Consider the following 20,518-nt stretch of genomic DNA (forward strand, 5'->3'; position numbering starts at 1 on the left):
TTCCTGACTCCGGGCTTTCTTCCTGGCCAGGGTATAGGTATGGCTCCATCACCACTTATCTCACAATCCGCTCCATCCATAGGTGTAACTAGTGTTTCATCCACGGGCGAAGCAAGCGTTCCATCCATGGGTATAACAAGTGTTCTATCCACGGGCGAAACAAGCGTTCCATCCATGGGTGTAACAAGTGTTCCATACATGGGCGCAATAAGTGTTCCATCCACGGGTGAAATAAGCGCTTCAGGAAGTGGAAGATCTACGGGGGTAAAACGAAAGGCAAGAACTGTTTTTACCCCGGCACAGATGGCGGACCTTGAGGCAACGTTTAGGCAAAATGTATACCTCAACCCTCTGGATCGATATAAGCTGGCAGAAAGAACAGGGCTTACCGATACACAGATTAAAACCTGGTTTCAAAACCGGCGGCTGAAGGTGAAGAAAGAGCAACTTCGTGCAGCAGGCCATCAGCCTGGACCCTCAAAATCATAAAGGAAGTATAACTACCCGGGAGCTTTTGAAGCTCCCTGATAGAAGACCAGGATATTTCCAAGCACCACAAGCCCAACCCCAACAAAAGCAGTGGCGTGCCACTCATACCCCTCAAATAATGTAGACACCCCCAGCGCAACCAGTGGGAATAAAACAGTGGAGTAAGATTGATTCTCCCCTAAGAGGAGGCTCTGTTATTGAGAAGTACCCAAGCTACGGATTTCATATGGTTTGGGTGCCTGGCCAGTTGAAGAGGTTATCGTTCTCTGCCATATGCGGTTTGCAAATCAAGTATTCATAACCAAAAAGAAACCCTTAGTAACAACTATCGAACCATCTTGGCAGCTTCTTTTCAAAGCTTGTTCTTAAGGTAGTGCATCAAGTAAATAGATGGGAGATCATATGAATACGACAACACAGGCAGCCGCAGTTACCCCAAATGCTCCTAGCCTATACAGCACAGCGCCATCTCGAGGAGTAAGTACGCCAGTTATACGAGGCACTTATCAACAGCACAGCGTGCAAGCTATACCCGAAAGCCAAACATTACAAACGATGGGGGTGGGTAGTCAGGCTATGATAAGTTCTGCCAGCAAGCCTGTTGCCCAGTACTCCGTGGAGCGTCATGAGACAGGGGCCGGACCGTCTGGATTAAGAATGGAGGCAAGGGCTAGAGGTACTAGACTTCCCAAAAGGCCAAAAACAAAATTTACAGATCTACATATAGAGATACTTGAGAGGTCCTTTGACATTTGCCGGTACCCTTCAAAGGAGGATAAGGAACAGCTCTCGCGCAAATTGGGCCTTAACGAGAAAGTTATTAAAACCTGGTTCCAGAACCGGAGGATGAAGTTAAAAGCCATTGGGGAAGAAGAGGCTATGTTGGCTATGCCGTCGCAAACGTCCCTGCAGCCAAGAATAATTTCTTCATCACAGCAAGGTGGTGTGCCTAGCGTAACATCTCATTCTTATGTTGGTGCTCCTCCTTCAGCAGAGCAAGTTGTACCTCAGCCTTCAGCAAGACAAGTTGCACCTCAGTCTTCAGCAGGACCTCAGCTACCAATAGGACACTTTGTACCTCAGCCACCAATAGGACACTTTGTACCTCAACCTTCAGCAGGACAAATTGCCCACTATTCAGTAATGGGACAAGTTGTACATCAAGCTCCAACAGGACAATTTGCCCAGTCTCCATTTATGGGACAAGTTGTACCTCAGTCTCCATTTATGGGACAAGTTGTGCCTCAACCTCCATTAGTGGGACACATTGTCCAGCCTCCACTAATGGGACAAGTTGTACCTCAGCCTCCAACAGGACAATATGTCCAGCCTCCATTTATGGGACAAGTTGTACCTCAGCTTCCAACAGGACAAGCTGTGCCTGCGTATCAGAACCCTCCATTTTTCCCTTGGGGGGCGAACGTTTCCAGGGGGCAGTAAGTTAAAAGTTGCAGATTTTTACTGAAAAAGTCTGCAACACTTATCCCGTAATGGTTCAATGGCTCAATATCTGACTCAGGAATAACTGGGTTCGTTCACTCTGCGGGCTATTAAAGAATGGCTCCGGCGCATTCTCCTCAATAATCTGCCCACCATCCATAAATATCACCCGGTTTGCCACGGTGCGAGCAAAGCCCATTTCGTGGGTGACACAGATCATGGTCATGCCTTCCTGTGCTAGCTCAATCATTACGTCCAGTACTTCCTTGATCATTTCCGGATCAAGAGCTGAAGTGGGTTCGTCGAACAGCATCACCTCAGGGTTCATACACAGGCTGCGAGCGATAGCCACACGCTGCTGCTGACCACCGGAAAGCTGGCCGGGATACTTGTTGGCCTGATCAGGAATTTTTACCCGTTCCAGATACTTCATGGCGATCTCTTCCGTTTCTTTCCTGGGCATCTTGCGCACCCAGATAGGTGCCAGTGTGCAGTTTTCCAGAACAGTCAAATGCGGGAATAAATTAAAGTGCTGGAATACCATACCCACATCCTTGCGGATATGTTCGATGTTTTTGAGATCGTTGGTGAGGGTCACGCCGTTTACATCAATAATACCTTCCTGATGCTCTTCCAGGCGATTGATGCAGCGAATCATGGTGGACTTGCCGGAACCTGACGGGCCGCAGACGACAATACGTTCGCCTTTCCGTACGGTCAGGTTGATATCTTTGAGGACATGAAAGTCGCCGTACCACTTGTTTACACCTCTCAATTCAATCATGGTTTCAGTGCCAGCCATGTGTTTCAGAGAGACGCTTTGTTTTTCTTTTTCTTCGACTTCTGCGTGCATATTATAACCCTGTGAGTATTGTATTTATTGGGCTTTAACTCTTGTGTCCGGTATCCAGCTTCCGCTCCAAAGCTACGCTGTAGCGCGACATACCAAAGCAGAATGCCCAGAAAACGAAGCCGGTAAATACGAAAGCTTCGATGGAAATATTGGGCCAGTTCACATCGGTAATGCCCGCCTGCATAACAGCGAGCAGGTCAAAGAGACCGATGATTAATACAAGACTGGTGTCTTTAAAGAGTTGAACGAAGGTGTTCACAATGCCAGGAATGGAAATCTTCAACACCTGAGGCATGATAATTAAACGCATACCCTGCCAGTAGCTCAATCCCATGGCATCGGCTGCTTCATACTGCCCCTTCGGCATGGCCTGTAAACCACCGCGAATCACCTCTGCAATCAGTGCCGCTTCAAACAGGCTGATACCGATCATTGCCCGCGCCAGTTTATCCAGTTCAATATCACCAGGAATAAACAATGGCAGCATAACCGAGGCCATAAATAAAATGGTGATCAGCGGAACGCCCCGCCAAATCTCGATAAACACCGTACAAAAGGAACTGACCGCAGGCATATCGGAGCGACGGCCAAGGGCCAGCAGAATACCGATGGGCAGCGCGATCACCATGCCCACCAGTGAAAGCACCAGCGTCAGCATCAAGCCGCCCCACTTGTGTGTCTCCACCGTCTCCAACCCCAGAAACCCACCGTGCAGAAGAATAAAACTGGTGAGAGGAAAACCAGTAAGAAACCACACCCCGCCCCAAGTGCGCCTGGGCATTTTATCCCACAATACCCACACCAGAACGGCGGTCATCTGTGCGAAGAATATATTTACACGCCAGAGTTCAGTGTCAGGATAAAAGCCGTACATAAATTGCTGGAAGCGTGCGGATACAAACACCCAACAGGCGCCTTCACTGGTGCAGGCCTCCTTATTCACGCCAATAAAGTCCGCCTGCAAAACTGCCCACTGGAAAATGGGCGGAATAGCCCAGACCAGAAATGCCAGCCCCATAAATGTCAGTACACTGTTGCCCGGAGTCGAGAACAGGTTCTCCCGCAACCAGCCTGCAATACCTCGGGTAGATGCAGGAGCTGGGCGAGAAGGAATGTTTTTGTCGTTTACTATCATCGCTCTCTCCGCTTACCGCTCAACCAAAGCCATTCGTGTGTTGAACCAGTTCATAAACAGCGACACCATCAGGTTCATAGTGAGGTATACGGCCATGGTCATGGCGATAATCTCTATGGCCTGACCCGTCTGGTTCAAGGTGGTGCCCATAAACACATTCACCAGCTCGGGGTAACCAATGGCGGTGGCCAGAGAGGAGTTTTTGATCAGGTTCATGTAGTTGGTCGCGAGGGGTGGAATCACAACACGCATAGCCTGAGGAATAATCACCAGACTCATGATTCTCCCTTCACTCAGCCCGAGAGCGCCTGCCGCTTCTCGCTGCCCTTTGCTGATAGCTTCGATGCCGGCACGGACGTTTTCCGCAATATATGCCGCTGTATAGAACGCCAGACCAAGCAGCAGAGCTATCAGTTCTGGCATAACAGTTATGCCGCCACGGAAGTTAAAGCCTTTGAGAACGGGCATCTCCAGAGAAATCGGTTGCCCTGCAACCACCCATACAACAATGGGCAGAGCAACAATCAAACCCAGCCCAACACGAAACACAGGGAATACTTCCCCGGTTTTTACCTGACGCTGCTTTGCCCAATGGGAAAGGACAAAGGCTGCCATACACGCGGCAACAAAGGCACCCAGTACAATACCAGAGCCTTCTCCAAACACTGGCGCAGGAATATAAAGCCCACGCAGGTTCAGGAAGATAGATTCTCCCAGCGTGATGCTCTGCCGTGGCGATGGCAGCACCTGCAGAACCGCGATATACCAGAACAGAATCTGCAACAGGACCGGAATGTTCCGGAAAATTTCGATATAAACTGTGGAGAGTCGGGCAACCAGCCAGTTACTGGACAGCCGCCCAATACCCACTAAGAAACCAACAACGGTGGAGAGAGCAACCCCCAGTACCGCGACAAGGGCTGTGTTCAGCAAGCCGACAATAAAGGTTTTACCAAAGGTGTGGGTTTCATCGTACTCAACCAGACTCTGGATGATGCCAAAGCCGGCTTCCTGACTTAAAAAGTCAAAGCCGGTGGTAATGCCACGTTGCTCAAGGTTGTTTGTGGTGTTGGTGATGATGTTGGAAATAAAGAAAACGAGTAGCCCGATAAATAACAGCTGAAAGAGAATGCTGCGCACTTTCGGGTCGTACCAGAAGCGGGAGCTGCTGGCTTTATTAATATTTTGAGACACGAGAAACCTGCCTTAAATAGTGTTCGCCCAAATACAAACAGACCACAGGCGCGTAATGCACCTGTGGTCTGAGGCAGGAATTAACGGAAAGGAGGTGCGTAAACAATGCCGCCATCTTTCCATAGCGCGTTAATGCCACGCTTGATCAGTAAAGGAGACTTGGCACCGACGTTGCGTTCAAAGATTTCATCGTAGTTACCCACCTGCTTCACAATCTGGTAAGCGAAATCGTCTGGCAGGTTCAGCGCCTTGCCACCAGGGCCAGTCTTACCAATAAAGCGGGAGATAGCTGGGTTATCGGTTGTCATCTTCGCGTCAATGTTGTCAGACGTCAGACCCAACTCCTCACCGTTTACCAGCGCGTACAAAGACCACTTGGCAATGTTCAGCCACTGGTCGTCACCCTGACGCACAACAGGGCCGAGAGGTTCTTTGGAAATAACCTCTGGCAGAACAATCGCTTCATCAGGCTTGGCGAGCTTGGTGCGCAGTGCGTACAGTTGGGATTGGTCGGATGTCAGCATATCGCAACGGCCAGACTCAAAGCCCTGAACGGATTGTGCGGAGGTATCAAATACCAGCGGCTGGTAAGTCATGCTATGTTCGCGGAAATAGTCCGCCATATTCAGCTCGGTGGTGGTACCGGCCTGAATGCACACGGTTGCGCCATCCAGTTCCAGAGCGCTGGATACGCCAAGGTTCTTCTTCACCATGAAGCCCTGGCCATCGTAGTAGTTCACACCTACAAAGTTCAAACCGAGAGAAGTATCCCGGGTTTGAGTCCAGGTGGTATTACGGGAAAGTACATCAATTTCCCCGGACTGAAGAGCGGTAAAACGCTCTTTTGCAGTGAGAGGAATGAACTTCACCTTGTCGGCATTGCCAAGGGTGGCAGCAGCCATGGCGCGACATACATCAACGTCAATACCTGTCCAGTTACCCTTCTCATCGGGTGTGGAGAAACCGGGCAGGCCAGTACTTACACCACACTGGATATAGCCACGTTCTTTAACATTTTCGAGCGTTGAGGTTTGTGTGGATGCCTGGGCAAGGCTGGAGGCGGCAGTCAGTGCCAAAGCAGCACCTGCCAGTTGAATCGCTTTTTTCATTGTTTCTGTCTCTTCTTTTTCTTATATCGTTCTAGTTATTTTTAGTGAGCAAATCTGAGACCACTTTTTTTGCTTTTTTCTCCAGCAAAAAACCGCGAAAGCACTTCCGTGCGGCGTATGAAACAGAGATCAGGAATTTAATGTATCAACTTGGTGCGAAAGAAACAAAAAATCCCGCAGAGATCAAACCTTTGCGGGATTTTTATTGTTTAGTGAAGGATTTTCACAACACCATCCAGCAGCATTTGTACGGCCAGCATCACCAGAATCATACCCATCAGGCGTTCCAGTGCCATCAGGCCACGCTCTCCGAGAATTTTATAGAGAGGCTTGCAGAACATCAGAATGGCTGCGGACGCAAACCATGCGCCGACTGCTGCAATTGTCCATTCAGCCAGCATGTCTGGATGCCTGTTTACCAGCAACATCAGCGACGCCAGCAGAGAAGGACCGGCAACAAGTGGTGTAGCAAGAGGAACAATGAAGGGCTCCTCTTGAATCTCATCATCCCTGGGGCCATTGGCTGGAGGAAAGATCATACGAATGGCGATAATAAACAGAATAATACCGCCGGAAATACTCACCGCTTCTGGCGCAAGCCCCATGGTATTCAGAATATTCTGACCGGCATAAAGGAAGATCAGCATGATAGCGAGAGCAATTAACAGCTCTCTTACCAGCACTTTGTTTCGGCGTTCTTCCGGTACAGTTTTAAGGATGGACATAAATACAGGCAGGTTGCCTAGCGGATCCATGATCAGAAACAGCGTTAGCGCCGCGTTCCAGACTTCCACGACAATTTCCCTCGCACGCTTAAGGCTGCCCGCAGAGGAGCAACTAATAGGTTTGGTAGTAATAAAAACGCTGATATTCTGACTGAAAAATGGTTAAACAAACACACCGAATACAATATTTCTTTTGACATTCAGCGTGCCCTGATTCTCTACAAACACCGTAGAGAAATCAGGGTGTTTCAAGGGTATATTCTCGGGAAAGTGGTAGAACGAGTGTGGCACACAGGCCGTTCATAGGACAATCCATTTGTTGTGCATAAGTAGTCATTATGTCTTTCAGTGGCTTTCCGCACCGCTATTGAACCTTTGCATACTGATCCATAGAATTCGCGACACTCTCAATATATTTTCAACTTTACGTCTGTTTTTTAAACAATACGTAAGGGAATCTTTGTAACTTCGGGACTCTTTATAATGGCAACACGCAGTGCAAACCCTGCACCCCTTGGCTTGGCTGGTTTTGGTATGACGACAGTTCTGTTGAATCTGCACAACGCAGGTTTCTTTGAACTGAGTAGTATGATTCTGGCAATGGGGCTGTGCTACGGCGGTCTGGCTCAAATTATTGCGGGTATCATGGAATTCCGTACCGACAACACTTTCGGCGCTGTGGCTTTCACCTCTTACGGCACCTTCTGGTGGTCTCTGGTTCTGCTGCTCGTTCTGCCCAAGATGGGGCTGGCTGAAGCAACTTCCGCCACAGCAATGGCCTGGTACCTGCTGATGTGGGGCATTTTCACTTTGTTCTTTTTCTTTGCCACTCTTAAAGGTCCAAAGATTGGTCAGGTTGTATTTTCTTCTCTGACTCTGTTGTTCTTCTTGCTGTCTGCTGAACACTTCACTGGCAATCACACATTGGGCGTAATCGCTGGTTACGTTGGTATCTTCTGTGGTGCAAGCGCACTGTACGAAGCCTTTGCTCTGGTTCTGAATGAGAAGTATGGCCGTACTGTTATGCCAATCGGTGCAGGTCACTGATAGCTGACAAATAACAAAAAAACGGGGTTCAGTTGAAAAACTGAACCCCGTTTTTTATGCCATCCCTGAAAAGCGTGATAGCTTGGTAACGGGAACACAATTCCTGAAAAACGAAAAAGTCTGAGCAGACCTATACTTTTAACAATATCTATAAAGGTCTTGGAGGCACATATGGATGCTCTTATCAACTCACCACAAGTGGATTTGATTTCTGATGCTAACCCCATGGGAACCGATGGTTTTGAGTTTGTAGAGTTTGCTGCAAACGACCCCCACGAGCTGGAAGTTCTTTTTTCTTCTCTTGGCTTTAAAGCTGTTGCCAGACATCGCTCACGCAATGTCACCCTCTGGCGACAGTGTGACATTAATTTCATTATTAATGCGGAGCGCAAAGGTTTCAGTCACGAGTTTATGGAACGTCATGGGCCTTGCTCCTGCGGTATGGCATTTCGGGTGGAAAATGCCAAGTACGCTATGGAGCGTGCTCTCAAGCTGGGAGCCAAACCACTGGAATCGCAGGCAGATTATATGGAGTTAAATATTCCCGGCATTGAAGGTATTGGTGGCGCCCATATTTACTTTGTGGATCGCTATGGAGAGCGTGGCTCTATCTACGATGTGGATTTTGTTCCCATTGAAGGCGTAAGTGCACAACAGCCAGGCTTTAACCTGCTGGAAATTGATCATCTTACTCATAATGTGTTTCGCGGTAATATGAACCGCTGGGCGACTTTTTACGAGCACTATTTTAACTTCAGACAGATTCGTTACTTTGATATTGAAGGCAAACTCACCGGTTTGGTATCTCGCGCCATGACCAGCCCCTGCGGCAAGATTCGTATTCCTATCAATGAATCCTCCGACGACAAAAGCCAGATCGAAGAGTTTCTGGAAGAATACAATGGGGAAGGCATTCAGCATATCGCCCTGGCTACGGAGGATATTTACCAGGCTGTCAGCACATTAACCGATGCCGGTGTGAAGTTTATGCCTCCTCCCCCTGCTACCTATTACAGTATGCTGGACGACCGGCTCCCCAATCATGGTGAAGATGTTGAAGCTCTCAAGAGCCAAAGCATTCTCATGGATGGTGATGATCAGGGTGGTTTGTTGCTGCAAATCTTCACCGAAACCGTTATTGGCCCCATCTTCTTTGAGGTGATTCAGCGCAAAGGGAACGAAGGCTTTGGAGAAGGAAACTTCCAGGCGCTGTTTGAAAGTATTGAGCAGGACCAGATTAACCGAGGTGTGCTATCCGACCAGGGACAACAACAGGCCGGAACATAATGAAAAAGTCATCCTACGAAGCCCGTGAGCCGGATGCTGACGGGATTATCCACTACACCGAACAGGAACACGAAACCTGGTCCCGGCTGGTTGGCCAGCAGATCAACCTGTTGCCGGGACATGCCTGTCAGGAATATCTGGATGGTATTGAACGGCTGGACCTGCCCCACGACCACATCCCCCAGTTGGGGAGGGTAAACAAGGTTTTGGAAGAGGCGACCGGCTGGCAGGTTGAGCGTGTGCCCGCTCTGATCAGTTTCGACCGGTTCTTTAGTCTGCTGGCGGAAAGAAAGTTTCCCGTCGCAACATTTATACGTCGGCCAGAGCATATGGGGTACCTCAAAGAACCGGATATTTTTCATGAGGTATTTGGCCATTGTCCGCTACTAACTAATCCGGCTTTTGCTGCCTTCACCCATGCTTATGGAAAGTTGGGCAAGGACGCCAGTCATGAGCAGAGGGTGTATCTGGCACGACTTTACTGGTTCACCGTGGAGTTTGGTTTGATTGATACCCCTGCCGGTTTACGTGTATACGGCGGTGGTATTCTTTCCAGCCCTAAGGAAACCAGGTGGAGTGTGGAAAGTATTGCTCCAAGGCGGGAAGCGTTCGATCCGATTCTGGCTCTGCGAACCCCCTATCGCATCGATATTCTTCAGCCTTTGTACTATGTCATTAACGATATGAGTGTTCTGAATGATCTCAGTCAGCAGGACATTATGTTGATGGTGGCAGAAGCACGACAGACCGGCTTACTCCCACCACTCTTTACCAACGACTAGTGGGCACCCAGCCACACGATTGGGTGCTCAATCAAAACAGGTTTCAGGCAGGTGATAGCGTGAGTGAATTATCTGAATCCAAATGTGCGCCTTGTGAGGCCCAAGCCGCACTGTTAAATGAATCTGAAATTGCAGAGCTCTTAAAAGATCTTCCCAAGTGGCGCACGGAAAACCGGGGGGGAGTCTTGCAACTGGAGCGTGTGTTTACCTTCAAAAACTTCCGCAAGGCGCTGGCGTTTACCAATCAGGTTGGTGAGCTGGCTGAGGATGCCGGTCATCACCCTGGACTGCTCACAGAGTGGGGGAAGGTGACTGTGACCTGGTGGTCTCACAGCATCAAGGGACTCCATAAAAATGATTTCATAATGGCTGCGCGCACCGATAAAGTTTATGAATAAAAAATTGACTCGGGGTTTTCCTATTCAAGAGGGGGAAGCCTCCCGGCAGGCTCATTGTGACCTGCCGGATGGCACTTATGAACGAGAGCTGGGGCGTGAAGGTTTTTACGGCCCTGTCTCCCACATGCACCATAAACACCCCCCTACTGGTTGGGAAAAGTGGGAAGGCCCATTGCGTCCCCATGCCTTTGATTTGAATAACCTGAATGCCGAAGCTATCAGCCCGTGGTTGGCGGCCCCTCTTCTTTATAATCGTGATGTACGACTACGGTTCTGGAAGTTAGAGCAGAACATGGAGTATCTCGTGCGCAACAGTGATGGGGATGAATTGCTGTTTGTACATCAGGGTGCGGGTGAGTTTTTCTGCGACTATGGTCATCTGACTTTTCGGGATGGAGATTACATCAGTGTTCCACGAGGAACAGTGTGGCGCATTGAACCCACAGAAGCCTGCGCGTTTTTAATGATTGAAAACACCGATGGTATGTATTCCCTCCCGGAAAAAGGCATGTTGGGATACAACGCTATTTTCGACCCAGCTTGCCTGGATTATCCCAAAATAAACGACCAGTTTCGTGCACAGCAGGATGAGAACCCCTGGAAAATCTACATCAAACGTGAAGGTCATATTTCCAAAGTAACCTATCCTTTCAACCCACTGGATGCCATAGGCTGGCACGGCACCAATACCGTACTGCGGGTGAACTGGCGGGATATTCGCCCGCTGATGAGTCACCGTTACCACTTGCCTCCTTCTGTTCATACGACATTTGTCGGCTCCGGTCTGGTGGTGTGTACCTTTGTGCCCCGCCCGGTAGAAAGTGACCCGGGCGCATTGAAAGTGCCTTTTTTCCATAACAACGACGACTTTGATGAAGTGCTGTTTTACCACAAAGGAAATTTCTTCAGTCGTGATCATATCGAAGCGGGCATGATGACTCACCATCCCTGTGGCTTTCCCCACGGCCCGCACCCCAAGGCATTGAAAAAGAGTATGGAAAACCCCGTTAAGGAGATCGATGAAGTGGCGGTAATGATCGACACTCGTCGTCCACTGAAAGCAGTAGACAGTCTATGGACCGTAGAAAATAAAGGTTATGTAGACTCATGGAAGGGAGGTGAACAATGAAACTGGCTTCTCTGAAAGCAGGTCGTGATGGCCAGCTGGTTGTGGTGTCTAAAGACCTCTCTCAAAGGGTGGCTGCACCCGATATCGCACAAACCCTGCAGGAAGCATTGGATCATTGGGAGACTAAGGCGCCAGCCCTCGAAAAGGTTTATGACAGGCTGAATGCTGGTGAACACCCCGCTACTCAGGCGTTCGACTCCAGATTCTGCACAGCGCCTTTACCGAGGGCTTTTCAGTGGCTGGATGGCAGCGCCTATGTGAATCATGTGGAACTGGTGCGCAAAGCTCGCGGGGCTGACATGCCGGAGTCTTTCTGGACAGACCCGCTAATGTATCAAGGTGGCTCTGATAAAATGCTCGGCCCCCGGGATGATGTGCCACTGGCCAGCGAGGAATGGGGGATCGATTTTGAGGCGGAGGTGATTGTGGTGACCGATGATGTTCCCATGGGAATAGGGAGCGATCAGGCTGCAGAACATATTCGCCTGATTGGTCTGGTCAATGATGTTTCTCTTCGCAACCTTATTCCGGCAGAGTTGGGCAAAGGGTTTGGCTTTATGCAGAGCAAACCGGCCTCCAGTTTTTCACCGGTATTTGTCACGCCTGACGAACTGGGAGAAAGCTGGAAAGATGGTGTTATCCATCGGCCACTTACTGTACACCGAGGGCGGGAGCTGTTTGGTGAACCGGACTGCGCCACTGACATGACCTTCAATTTTCATCGGTTGATTGCCCATGCAGCAAAAACTCGCTTTCTTGGAGCAGGAACAATCATTGGCTCGGGAACCATCTCTAACAAAGACCGCAGTGTCGGTTCCTGTTGCATCGCCGAGCGGCGGATGCTGGAAACCGTTGCGGATGGCAAACCTGTAACACCATTCCTGCAATTTGGAGAGCGGGTAAAAATAGAGATGCTGGATGAAGCCGGTGACTCTGTTTTTGGTGCTATCGACCAGGTTTTTGTGGAATATTCCACACCCTGAAAACCTGTCTCTCCGCCCTTTTCCCCTTCCTGTAAATGTGAGGGGGCATACACTTTCCTCAAATGTAAGCACTACCTTTTTTGCCACAAAACATTGATTCACATCGTCATAGCTAAGAAAACGGGCTGATATGATGCGCCACCCTCGCATCTGTTTCTTCAACCTTGTTCGTATTTTGGATTCGAACTATGACGACTCAAAAGAACCAAAAACTGGCGCTTATCTATGGCTGCGTCACAGTATTGCTTTGGTCAACGGTTGCCACCGTTTTTAAAATCGCCTTGACCGAACTCACACCTCTTCAACTGGTTACCGGCGCGTGTTTTGTTTCGATGCTGGTTCTTTTCAGCCGTGTATGGATGAGTGGTCAGCTCTCTCAGGTGCTGAAGACATTAAAGCAGCGCCCTCTTTTCTATCTCACTCTTGGTGCACTGAACCCAACGGCGTTTTATCTCTCCTTGTTTGCAGGTTATGAACACCTTCCCGGTTCCATTGCTGTGCCGGTGAACTACAGCTGGGCCGTTATGCTGCCACTGCTGGCAGCACCTGTTCTGAAACAAGCCTTGAGTCGCTGGCAGCTGTTGGGTTGTTTAATGGGCTATGGCGGTGTAACCATTATTGCCACAGGTGGCAAGTTGTCAGGTTTGGGAGATATCAACCTTGTGGGTATTGGCCTGGTGCTGCTGGCCGCGCTGATCTGGTGTCTGTACTGGATTATGAACACTGGTAACAAGCAAGACCCGGTAGTGAGCCTGTTGTGCTGTACCCTCTGTGGCTTTCCAATGTTGCTGATATTGAACATGGCTTTCGGATCCTGGCCGGAGGTGGGTATCCATGGCATAGCAGGCATGATTTACATTGGCCTGTTTGAGATGGGCGTCACCTATATCTTCTGGCTCACGGCCCTGCGTATTGCCACTGAAGCCTCCCGAGTATCCAACCTGATGTTTTTGGTGCCAGTGCTATCCATCATGTGGATAAGCGTGTTTCTCGGAGAGAAGATCGACTCCTCTATCTGGATGGGCATGGCTCTGATTCTCAGTGGAGTCGGCATTCCCCAACTGATCGAAAGATATCGCCTTTCTGCGCAAGCAGCCTGACCTGCCAACTGGTTAGCGCCCCCCTGATTGGGGGGAAACTCCCGTTTAAAGGCTGACAGGGGATACAGCTTATGTCACTCTGCGGATAAGACCTTTTGCCGGACGATTATAATGAAGATATGGGTTGATGCTGACGCCTGCCCCAATGTGATTAAAGAGATTCTCTTTAAAGCTGCACAACGCACAAAAACACCACTGACGCTGGTGGCAAACCAATACCTGCGTACTCCACCCTCTCCGTTTATCAATGCTGTGCAGGTGCCATCAGGCTTTGACGTGGCCGACAACTATATTGTGCAAGACTGCTCACCGGGTGATCTGGTCATTACGGCTGATATTCCTCTGGCTGCAGAAGTGCTTCAGAAAAAAGCCCATGCTCTGAACCCGCGCGGTGAGTTTTATGATCAGGAAAATATACGTCATCGCCTTGCTATGCGGAATTTTATGGAAGAAATGAGAAGTACCGGACAAGTATCTGGTGGGCCTCCTCCGCTTGGCAACCGGGAGAGAATGGACTTTGCTAATGCTTTGGATCGTTTCCTTGCTCAGAACAGCTAGCCTCCAGGAGGCTTTATGAAGCTCTATAGCTACTTCCGCTCATCTGCTGCATTTCGCGTCCGAATAGCTCTGAACCTTAAAGGTTTGGAGTATGAGCAACTCCCCATAAACCTGCGGGAAGGTGAGCAAAAGTCCGAAGAGTTTAAAGCTGTCAATCCTCTGGGGCTGGTACCTGCCCTCGAGACAGAGCAAGGTGCACTCGGTCAGTCTTTGGCCATTATGGAATGGCTGGATGAAGCCTGGCCCCAGACGCCATTGCTTCCTGATGACAGTTGGCAAAAAGCACGAGTGCGTGCCATGGCCTACAGTATCGCCTGTGACATCCACCCACTGGATAACCTGCGGGTGTTGAAATACCTCAAGACCAATTTTGACCAGTCTGAAGATGACGTAACAACCTGGTATCACCACTGGATTGCCCAGGGCTTTGATGCTCTCGAACAGCAGGTAGAAGCTGCTCCTTTCTGTGTGGGGGATAAGCCAACTCTGGCCGACATTTGCCTGATCCCGCAGGTGAGCAATGCCAAACGCTTTTCCATGAACCTTACGTCTTATCCCAAAATCGTGGGCATATGGGAACATTGCATGACTATGGACGCCTTTAAACAGGCTGTGCCCGAAAACCAGCCAGACAGCATGTAATCTTTAAGTACCCGGACCATTGCTTTCGCATAATGATGGCGAGTGGATTTTTTCGCTCTTCAAGGAACAGCGTCGGGAGCGTAGCCCGCTACGTGATAAGAGTTGTGACGCAGCAAGGGCGGAAAAAGACGCCGTCAGACTATGCGAAAGCAATGGCCCGGGTACTTACTGCTCGACTCTGTGTTTATCTTTCAGAGTGACATAGTTGCTGGATGAATAAAGAAAGAAGTCCCGCTCCTTATCCGTCAAGGGGCGGGCTTTTTTAGCCGGGTTTCCCTTGTACACAAAGCCGCTTTCCAGATGTGCTTTTGGGGGAACCATTGCTCCGGCAGCTACCAGTACTTCCGATTCCACTACCGCACCATCCATCACGATCGCTCCTAAACCTATAAGAACCCTGTCGTGAATTGTGCAGCCGTGAAGCGTGGCGTTATGACCAATGGTGACATCGTTGCCAATATGCAGGGGCCAACCGTCCTTATTGTAAGGACCGGCGTGGGTGATATGGAGAACGGACCCATCCTGAACGCTGGTGCGCTCGCCAATGCGGATTTCGTGCATATCTCCACGAATCACTGCACAGGGCCAGATGGAGCTGTCTGTTCCTATTTTTACATCCCCCAGTACAACAGCGGTTTCATCAATAAAAACCCTTTCACCAAGAACAGGCGTTTTATCCTGATACGTGCGAACCGCCATCATTCTTCCCCCTCTAAGCGTTCAAATCGCTATTGAGAGTATCACAGGCCGTTTTTGTTGAAGAGTAATAAACCTTGAAATGCTCTTTAGCGATCACTATTAACCACAATAATGGTCGATGAACACCCCGTGCTTCGATAACTACAAAAGGGAAACCGAATGAGCAACCCTCTGCTGGATCAAAATACACTGCCACCGTTCTCCAAAGTATCCGCCGAGCATGTCGGCCCTGCTATAGATGCACTACTGAAAGAATCTCGAGAAGGTATCGAGGCGCTGCTGGCGAAAGATAAAACCTACACATGGGCCAATCTTCAGGAGCCCATGGATGCACTGGATGAACGTTTGAGCCATGCCTGGTCACCGGTTTCCCATATGAACGCTGTCGTCAACAGTGATGAGCTGCGTGACGCCTACAACGGTTGCCTGCCCAAACTCTCCGAGTTTGGGACATGGGTGGGCCAGAACAAAAACCTGTTCGATGCCTACAAGCAAATTGCCGATGGTGAAGAATACAAGACGCTGGACGAAGCCCAGCGCAAAGTGATTGATAACGCCCTGCGTGATTTCCATCTGGCGGGTGTCGATCTGCCTGAAGAAAAGAAGGCCCGCTTCGTTGAGTTGAGTATCAGACTTTCCGAGCTTACCAGTGGGTTCTCTGATCGTGTGCTCGACGCCACTATGGCCTGGAGTAAGCTGATTACCGATGAACGCGAGTTGGCTGGTTTGCCAGAATCTGCTTTGGCCGGTGCTAAGCAACTGGCTCAAGCTAAAGGCCACGAAGAAGGCTGGATGCTGAATCTGGACTTCCCCTGCTACTTCCCGGTCATGACTTACTGTGAAAACCGTGAGCTACGGGAAGAAATGTACACCGCTTACGTGACCCGCGCTTCTGAAGAAGGCCCCAACGCTGGTGAGTTTGATAACAGCGAAACCATGAAAGAGATCATGGTGGCTCGTAAAGAGCAGTCCGCCCTGCTGGGCTTTGACTCCTACGCAGATTATTCCGTAGCTACCAAAATGGCGGCGAACCCTGAGGAGGTTCTGTCTTTCCTTGAAGATCTTGCAGCCAGAAGTAAGCCACAGGCCGAGCGCGAGCTGGGTGAACTGAAAGCTTTTGCCAGAGACGTGTTTAAAGTTGAAGAGCTTTCTGCATGGGATATTGGTTTCTACGCTGAGAAACTGCGCCAGCAGCGTTACGCTATCAGTCAGGAAGAGCTGCGCCCCTGGTTCCCCGCCAACAAAGTTATCACTGGCATGTTTGAAGTCGTGAGCCGTCTCTACAGTGTGAATATCACGGCTGTGGAAGGTGTTGATACCTGGCACAAAGATGTTCAGTTTTTTGATATTGAGCGTGATGGCGAAGTGGTTGGCCGTTTCTACCTCGATCTGTATGCCCGCGAACACAAACGTGGCGGTGCGTGGATGGCAGACTGCCATAGTCGTAGAAAGGCCAACGACAATGTTCAAACACCAGTTGCTTTCCTGACCTGTAACTTCACGCCACCTGTAGGCGATAACCCTGCCCTGCTCACCCACGATGAAGTTGTGACTCTGTTCCACGAATTTGGTCATGGCCTGCATCATATGCTGACCCGCGTGGATTACTCTGCCGTTTCTGGTATCAGTGGTGTGCCTTGGGATGCTGTAGAACTGCCCAGTCAGTTTATGGAGAACTGGTGCTGGGAGAAGGAGGCGCTGGCACTGATTTCCGGCCACCACGAAACCGGGGAGCCACTTCCTGATGAGATGCTGGAGAAGATGTTAGCCGCGAAAAACTTCCAGTCGGCTATGATGGTTGTACGCCAGCTTGAGTTCGCCCTGTTCGACTTCCGCCTTCACCATGGCTGGAAAGACGGGATGGATATCCAGAAGGTTCTGGATGAGGTGCGTAAGGAGGTATCTGTTGTGATTCCACCTGCCTTCAACCGCTTCCAGAACGGCTTCTCCCATATCTTTGCTGGTGGCTATGCTGCAGGTTATTACAGCTACCTGTGGGCAGAGGTGCTCTCAGCAGATGCATTCTCTAAATTTGAGGAGGACGGCATCTTCAATCAGGAAACCGGAGAGTCCTTCCTGCATGAAATTCTGGAACGTGGTGGCTCCCGTGAGCCTGCGGATATGTTTGCAGCATTTCGTGGTCGAAAGCCTGAGCTGGATGCCATGCTGCGCCATAAAGGTATTACTGGCTAAACTCTCTCCTGGCAATGTCATGGTACCCCTCCCCTGTCAGGGGAGGTTGGGAGGAAGTTTTATAAGTGAAAACCTGAGAATAATTATGAAAAAGCGTTTTATTGCCGGGGCTGTATGCCCCAAGTGCTCCGCCATGGATCGTCTTGTGATATTTATGCAAGGCGACACCACTGTGCGTGAATGTGTGGAGTGTGGTTTTACCGACTCCCAGAAAGAGCTGGAACCGCAAGCAGAGCTGGAAACCCGTGTGAACCATGTAGATGACCCCGTAGATGCAACTCAACCACAAGACAGCGATATTTCCCCTGTTCGAATCCTTCACTGACAACATTATTTTATGTTGCACCATGGTGCTACATAACGGCGTCTACACTCCCAAGCTGCTTTACAGGAGGTCGTTATGTGGTATTTCAGTTCACGCTTACTGCTTATCTTTTCATGCGTTGGTTCTTTTAGTGGTGCACTTTTTTCTGTAGCCCAGGCTTCGGAAGAAAAGGGTGGATTGTTATCTCTTGCTCATGGAGAGGCTATTCAACCGGAACTCACTGATGCTGGGGGACATTCGAAACTGCTGGTTGTGGGGGATGATGTAAATAAGAAGCCTGACCTGGTAGGAAAAAAAAGTGAAATTTTTGACTCGGATGATGGGGGAAGCTCTGGGGATGAATCCGATGAAGATATGACTATCAAAGGCTTCTCTGAGTTTTCGAATCGACTTCCTACTGTTGTTGTCAACTCTAAACAAGAGAAGGGCACATTCTCTGCGCATTGGGATGTAGATATAGGTGCCCATATAGAGGTATTTCCCTGGAATACTGCAATACAAACCTTTGATATGACCAATGGCCTTTCCTTTGAGGAACTGGATATCAACGTAGCGATAACTGATGGTGTATTAACAGGAGGGTTCCAAACAGCTTTACTGGGTAAACATGGCTGGCTGTTCAAGATGGTGATAAGGAATGAAGATCCAACAGGAGATCCTCAGGCAAAGGAGTTCCAACTGGTTTTGTTGGATGAAAAGCAAATCCACGCCATCACGCTTCTGGATGCAAATGCCATCACTGAAGAGGCAAAAGACAAGGAGTTAAGTACTTTCAGTAAACCCAGTCAGAAGGGCGGCTATCGTGATGATGAGCTAGTGGTGCTTATGGCTGATACCAGCAAGCCACACTTTCGCTCCCAGCTACCACAGTTTGTGGTTTATATGGAAAAAAAAGCAGTTATTGAACACGAAGACGCGTTCAAAAAGCTGGTGAGGAATACCCTCCACGATGATCAAGGTGAGATGGCGTGGAGACAAGAGAAATGTAAGGCACTTATTTCAGCACTTAAATCAGCGAAGGAGAATGTCAACAAAAGTTCAGGGCAAGTAAACGATGAGTTTGTAAAAAGACGGGTGAAACATGAAAAAGCTGCCGCTTTTTATCCGGGCATGGAAGATTTTATTTTTGACCCTTCCGACTTTCAGGTGACCCTTGGCCCCGTAGCAGCCCGTACATCCCTGAGGGCGGGTGTACAGATAGCTCTTTGGGGAGGTGAGGCTAATGAGGCAAACTGGATACCTGTTCACCCTATAAAGAGAAATATGACCCCAGTACTAGACATTCGGCACTTCCCTTCAGGTGAACACTCATTTTATGAGGTGCTGTGGCTTCTAAATCGAAATGTTGCCGGCAAAACCTATGGATTAGTGTTAAAACCAGAGACTTTAAACCGGGCGCTTGTTGTTGTGGATCTTTCCATTGGGAAATTCAGGCGCAACGCTAAAGATCTCAATCTATGGTGCCAACAACTTGCATCAGAAGTGAATGATGCAGAGAGTATTGTTCTGGTTGTGGGAGGGGGGATTCAAGAGATCGGAGATATTCGGAAGCACTTGAAAAAGATGGCCGTTTTACATTTTCCCGAACTGGATGAAACTAAAGAAAGTTACTTGGAAGAGGTCATCAATAAATTTCAGGGAAAGAAAGATATTTACAGATTCAGCCCGGATAGTCAGTTGTTTGAGGAGCTAAACCTGACTCTCAAAACTATAGACGTGGCTCCATCCAACACTCTGCAGACACCTCCACTTAAAAGGCGACTCAGACGCCAAACAAAAGTTATATCCTCGGATTCTGACTCCTGACCAGAGGCTTATGCAGTGGGGAATAAGTCTGGTACAGCCTGCTGGTGAGCAGGTCGCCTGTGTCCCACTGTTTTTTTGCTGAGAGTAGCTGGCTAAACTCTGGATAGGCGTGGTTGAATTGATTGGGGGTAGCGTAGAGGATGTAAGGCAAATAGTAACGCCCCCCCAAATTAAGAGTGGCATCAATCAGTTCACGGGTTGACTGTATCATGGCTTTTTCAGCAGCAGGAGTATCTGGAAGGTTTATAGATAGCACCACGGCAAAACGATCTTGGGGAGCATAGGGCAGCAGGGAATCGTGATCTGCATTCACCCAGCGAACCGTGCCATTAATCAGTTCAACGTTTTTATGTGTTTTGATCCACAACTGAAGAGCTTCGAGAAAAGGCTGTAGCTGGTCAGGGGGAATAAAATATTCCTGCAGTATGTTTCTGGTGTCCGGCGCTTTGTTCTCCAGTGCTTCTATCGGCTCTTCCATGGCTTGACTGCGAGATATATGGACACTTTTTTCATAGAGAAAGAACTCCTTCGTCGTGCGTGCCACTCTTGCCAGCCAGTTGGTTTTCATCAGGTTCATTTTCTCTGCTGGCGGCGGGTCTGGGGGCAGCGGCTCTGTTGGGGGGG

21 protein-coding genes and 1 pseudogene are annotated in these 20,518 nt (G+C 49.3%); 15 read left to right on the forward strand and 7 right to left on the reverse strand.

Features of this window, described 5'->3' with window-relative positions; all coding sequences use genetic code 11:
• The 3 genes and pseudogenes from E1189_RS08575 to E1189_RS08580 form a co-directional block, all read left to right on the forward strand.
• Positions 1 to 489: homeobox domain-containing protein (locus E1189_RS08575; protein ID WP_230460276.1), on the forward strand; the 489-nt coding region annotated here is incomplete at its 5' end.
• A gap of 657 nt (positions 490 to 1,146) precedes the next feature.
• Positions 1,147 to 1,335: pseudogene (locus tag E1189_RS26235) on the forward strand (homeobox domain-containing protein); the annotation flags it as partial.
• The gene (locus E1189_RS08580; protein WP_230460277.1) at positions 1,336 to 1,929 is read left to right on the forward strand and encodes a hypothetical protein; all 594 of its coding nucleotides are present in this window, start codon (positions 1,336 to 1,338) and stop codon (positions 1,927 to 1,929) included. It begins immediately after the preceding pseudogene.
• A gap of 55 nt (positions 1,930 to 1,984) precedes the next feature.
• Here the strand turns inward: E1189_RS08580 and E1189_RS08585 are convergent, their stop codons facing one another.
• The 5 genes from E1189_RS08585 to E1189_RS08605 all read right to left on the reverse strand — a co-directional run bounded on the left by E1189_RS08585 (position 1,985) and on the right by E1189_RS08605 (position 7,014).
• Complete coding sequence (locus tag E1189_RS08585) at positions 1,985 to 2,713, reverse strand: amino acid ABC transporter ATP-binding protein (protein ID WP_196221332.1); 729 nt, start codon at positions 2,711 to 2,713, stop codon at positions 1,985 to 1,987.
• Between the two features lie 103 nt (positions 2,714 to 2,816).
• Positions 2,817 to 3,917 (reverse strand): amino acid ABC transporter permease, encoded by a 1,101-nt coding sequence (locus E1189_RS08590; protein WP_155159639.1) that lies wholly within the window; start codon positions 3,915 to 3,917, stop codon positions 2,817 to 2,819.
• A gap of 12 nt (positions 3,918 to 3,929) precedes the next feature.
• The gene (locus E1189_RS08595) at positions 3,930 to 5,111 is read right to left on the reverse strand and encodes an amino acid ABC transporter permease (RefSeq protein WP_329601949.1); all 1,182 of its coding nucleotides are present in this window, start codon (positions 5,109 to 5,111) and stop codon (positions 3,930 to 3,932) included.
• 80 nt (positions 5,112 to 5,191) lie between these two features.
• On the reverse strand, positions 5,192 to 6,220 hold the full coding sequence (locus E1189_RS08600; protein ID WP_155159641.1) for an amino acid ABC transporter substrate-binding protein: 1,029 nt from the start codon (positions 6,218 to 6,220) through the stop codon (positions 5,192 to 5,194).
• Positions 6,221 to 6,429: 209 nt separating this feature from the next.
• Positions 6,430 to 7,014, reverse strand: coding sequence for a YhgN family NAAT transporter (locus E1189_RS08605; RefSeq protein ID WP_408014713.1), 585 nt, complete (start codon positions 7,012 to 7,014; stop codon positions 6,430 to 6,432).
• 414 nt (positions 7,015 to 7,428) lie between these two features.
• Between E1189_RS08605 and E1189_RS08610 the strand changes: the two genes are divergently transcribed.
• The 9 genes from E1189_RS08610 (at position 7,429) to maiA (ending at position 14,871) form a co-directional block, all read left to right on the forward strand.
• Complete coding sequence (locus E1189_RS08610; RefSeq protein WP_155159643.1) at positions 7,429 to 7,992, forward strand: acetate uptake transporter; 564 nt, start codon at positions 7,429 to 7,431, stop codon at positions 7,990 to 7,992.
• A 171-nt stretch (positions 7,993 to 8,163) separates the two neighbouring features.
• On the forward strand, positions 8,164 to 9,279 hold the full coding sequence (gene hppD, locus E1189_RS08615) for a 4-hydroxyphenylpyruvate dioxygenase (RefSeq protein WP_155159645.1): 1,116 nt from the start codon (positions 8,164 to 8,166) through the stop codon (positions 9,277 to 9,279).
• Positions 9,279 to 10,061, forward strand: coding sequence for a phenylalanine 4-monooxygenase (phhA, locus tag E1189_RS08620; protein ID WP_155159647.1), 783 nt, complete (start codon positions 9,279 to 9,281; stop codon positions 10,059 to 10,061). Before hppD ends, phhA begins: the two co-directional genes overlap by 1 nt.
• Positions 10,062 to 10,120: 59 nt before the next feature.
• A complete protein-coding gene (locus E1189_RS08625; RefSeq protein ID WP_329601950.1) occupies positions 10,121 to 10,459 on the forward strand; it encodes a 4a-hydroxytetrahydrobiopterin dehydratase in 339 nt (112 codons plus the stop codon).
• Positions 10,452 to 11,588 carry a homogentisate 1,2-dioxygenase gene (locus E1189_RS08630; RefSeq protein ID WP_155159649.1) on the forward strand — a complete coding sequence of 379 codons (1,137 nt, stop codon included), beginning with the start codon at positions 10,452 to 10,454 and terminating at the stop codon, positions 11,586 to 11,588. Before E1189_RS08625 ends, E1189_RS08630 begins: the two co-directional genes overlap by 8 nt.
• Positions 11,585 to 12,571 carry a fumarylacetoacetate hydrolase family protein gene (locus E1189_RS08635; RefSeq protein WP_155159651.1) on the forward strand — a complete coding sequence of 329 codons (987 nt, stop codon included), beginning with the start codon at positions 11,585 to 11,587 and terminating at the stop codon, positions 12,569 to 12,571. The genes E1189_RS08630 and E1189_RS08635 overlap by 4 nt, the downstream gene beginning before the upstream one ends.
• Positions 12,572 to 12,759: 188 nt before the next feature.
• Positions 12,760 to 13,671 (forward strand): DMT family transporter, encoded by a 912-nt coding sequence (locus E1189_RS08640; RefSeq protein ID WP_155159653.1) that lies wholly within the window; start codon positions 12,760 to 12,762, stop codon positions 13,669 to 13,671.
• A 111-nt stretch (positions 13,672 to 13,782) separates the two neighbouring features.
• Positions 13,783 to 14,229, forward strand: a complete 447-nt coding sequence (locus E1189_RS08645; protein WP_155159655.1) for a YaiI/YqxD family protein — start codon at positions 13,783 to 13,785, stop codon at positions 14,227 to 14,229.
• A gap of 15 nt (positions 14,230 to 14,244) precedes the next feature.
• The gene (gene maiA / locus E1189_RS08650; RefSeq protein ID WP_155159657.1) at positions 14,245 to 14,871 is read left to right on the forward strand and encodes a maleylacetoacetate isomerase; all 627 of its coding nucleotides are present in this window, start codon (positions 14,245 to 14,247) and stop codon (positions 14,869 to 14,871) included.
• 165 nt (positions 14,872 to 15,036) lie between these two features.
• Here the strand turns inward: maiA and E1189_RS08655 are convergent, their stop codons facing one another.
• Positions 15,037 to 15,570, reverse strand: a complete 534-nt coding sequence (locus E1189_RS08655; RefSeq protein WP_155159672.1) for a gamma carbonic anhydrase family protein — start codon at positions 15,568 to 15,570, stop codon at positions 15,037 to 15,039.
• Between the two features lie 159 nt (positions 15,571 to 15,729).
• On the opposite strand from E1189_RS08655, the gene prlC reads away from it, so the two are divergent.
• From prlC to E1189_RS08670, 3 genes are all read left to right on the forward strand, one after another.
• On the forward strand, positions 15,730 to 17,763 hold the full coding sequence (gene prlC / locus E1189_RS08660) for an oligopeptidase A (protein ID WP_155159659.1): 2,034 nt from the start codon (positions 15,730 to 15,732) through the stop codon (positions 17,761 to 17,763).
• 85 nt (positions 17,764 to 17,848) lie between these two features.
• Positions 17,849 to 18,088, forward strand: a complete 240-nt coding sequence (locus E1189_RS08665; protein ID WP_155159661.1) for a YheV family putative zinc ribbon protein — start codon at positions 17,849 to 17,851, stop codon at positions 18,086 to 18,088.
• Between the two features lie 75 nt (positions 18,089 to 18,163).
• Positions 18,164 to 19,894 (forward strand): hypothetical protein, encoded by a 1,731-nt coding sequence (locus tag E1189_RS08670; RefSeq protein WP_155159663.1) that lies wholly within the window; start codon positions 18,164 to 18,166, stop codon positions 19,892 to 19,894.
• On the opposite strand, the gene E1189_RS08675 is transcribed toward E1189_RS08670, so the two are convergent.
• On the reverse strand, positions 19,869 to 20,518 hold a 650-nt coding region (locus tag E1189_RS08675), incomplete at its 5' end, for a hypothetical protein (protein ID WP_230460278.1). The genes E1189_RS08670 and E1189_RS08675 overlap by 26 nt on opposite strands.

Source organism: Parendozoicomonas verongulae, from assembly GCF_009711465.1.
GTDB lineage: Bacteria > Pseudomonadota > Gammaproteobacteria > Pseudomonadales > Endozoicomonadaceae > Sansalvadorimonas > Sansalvadorimonas verongulae.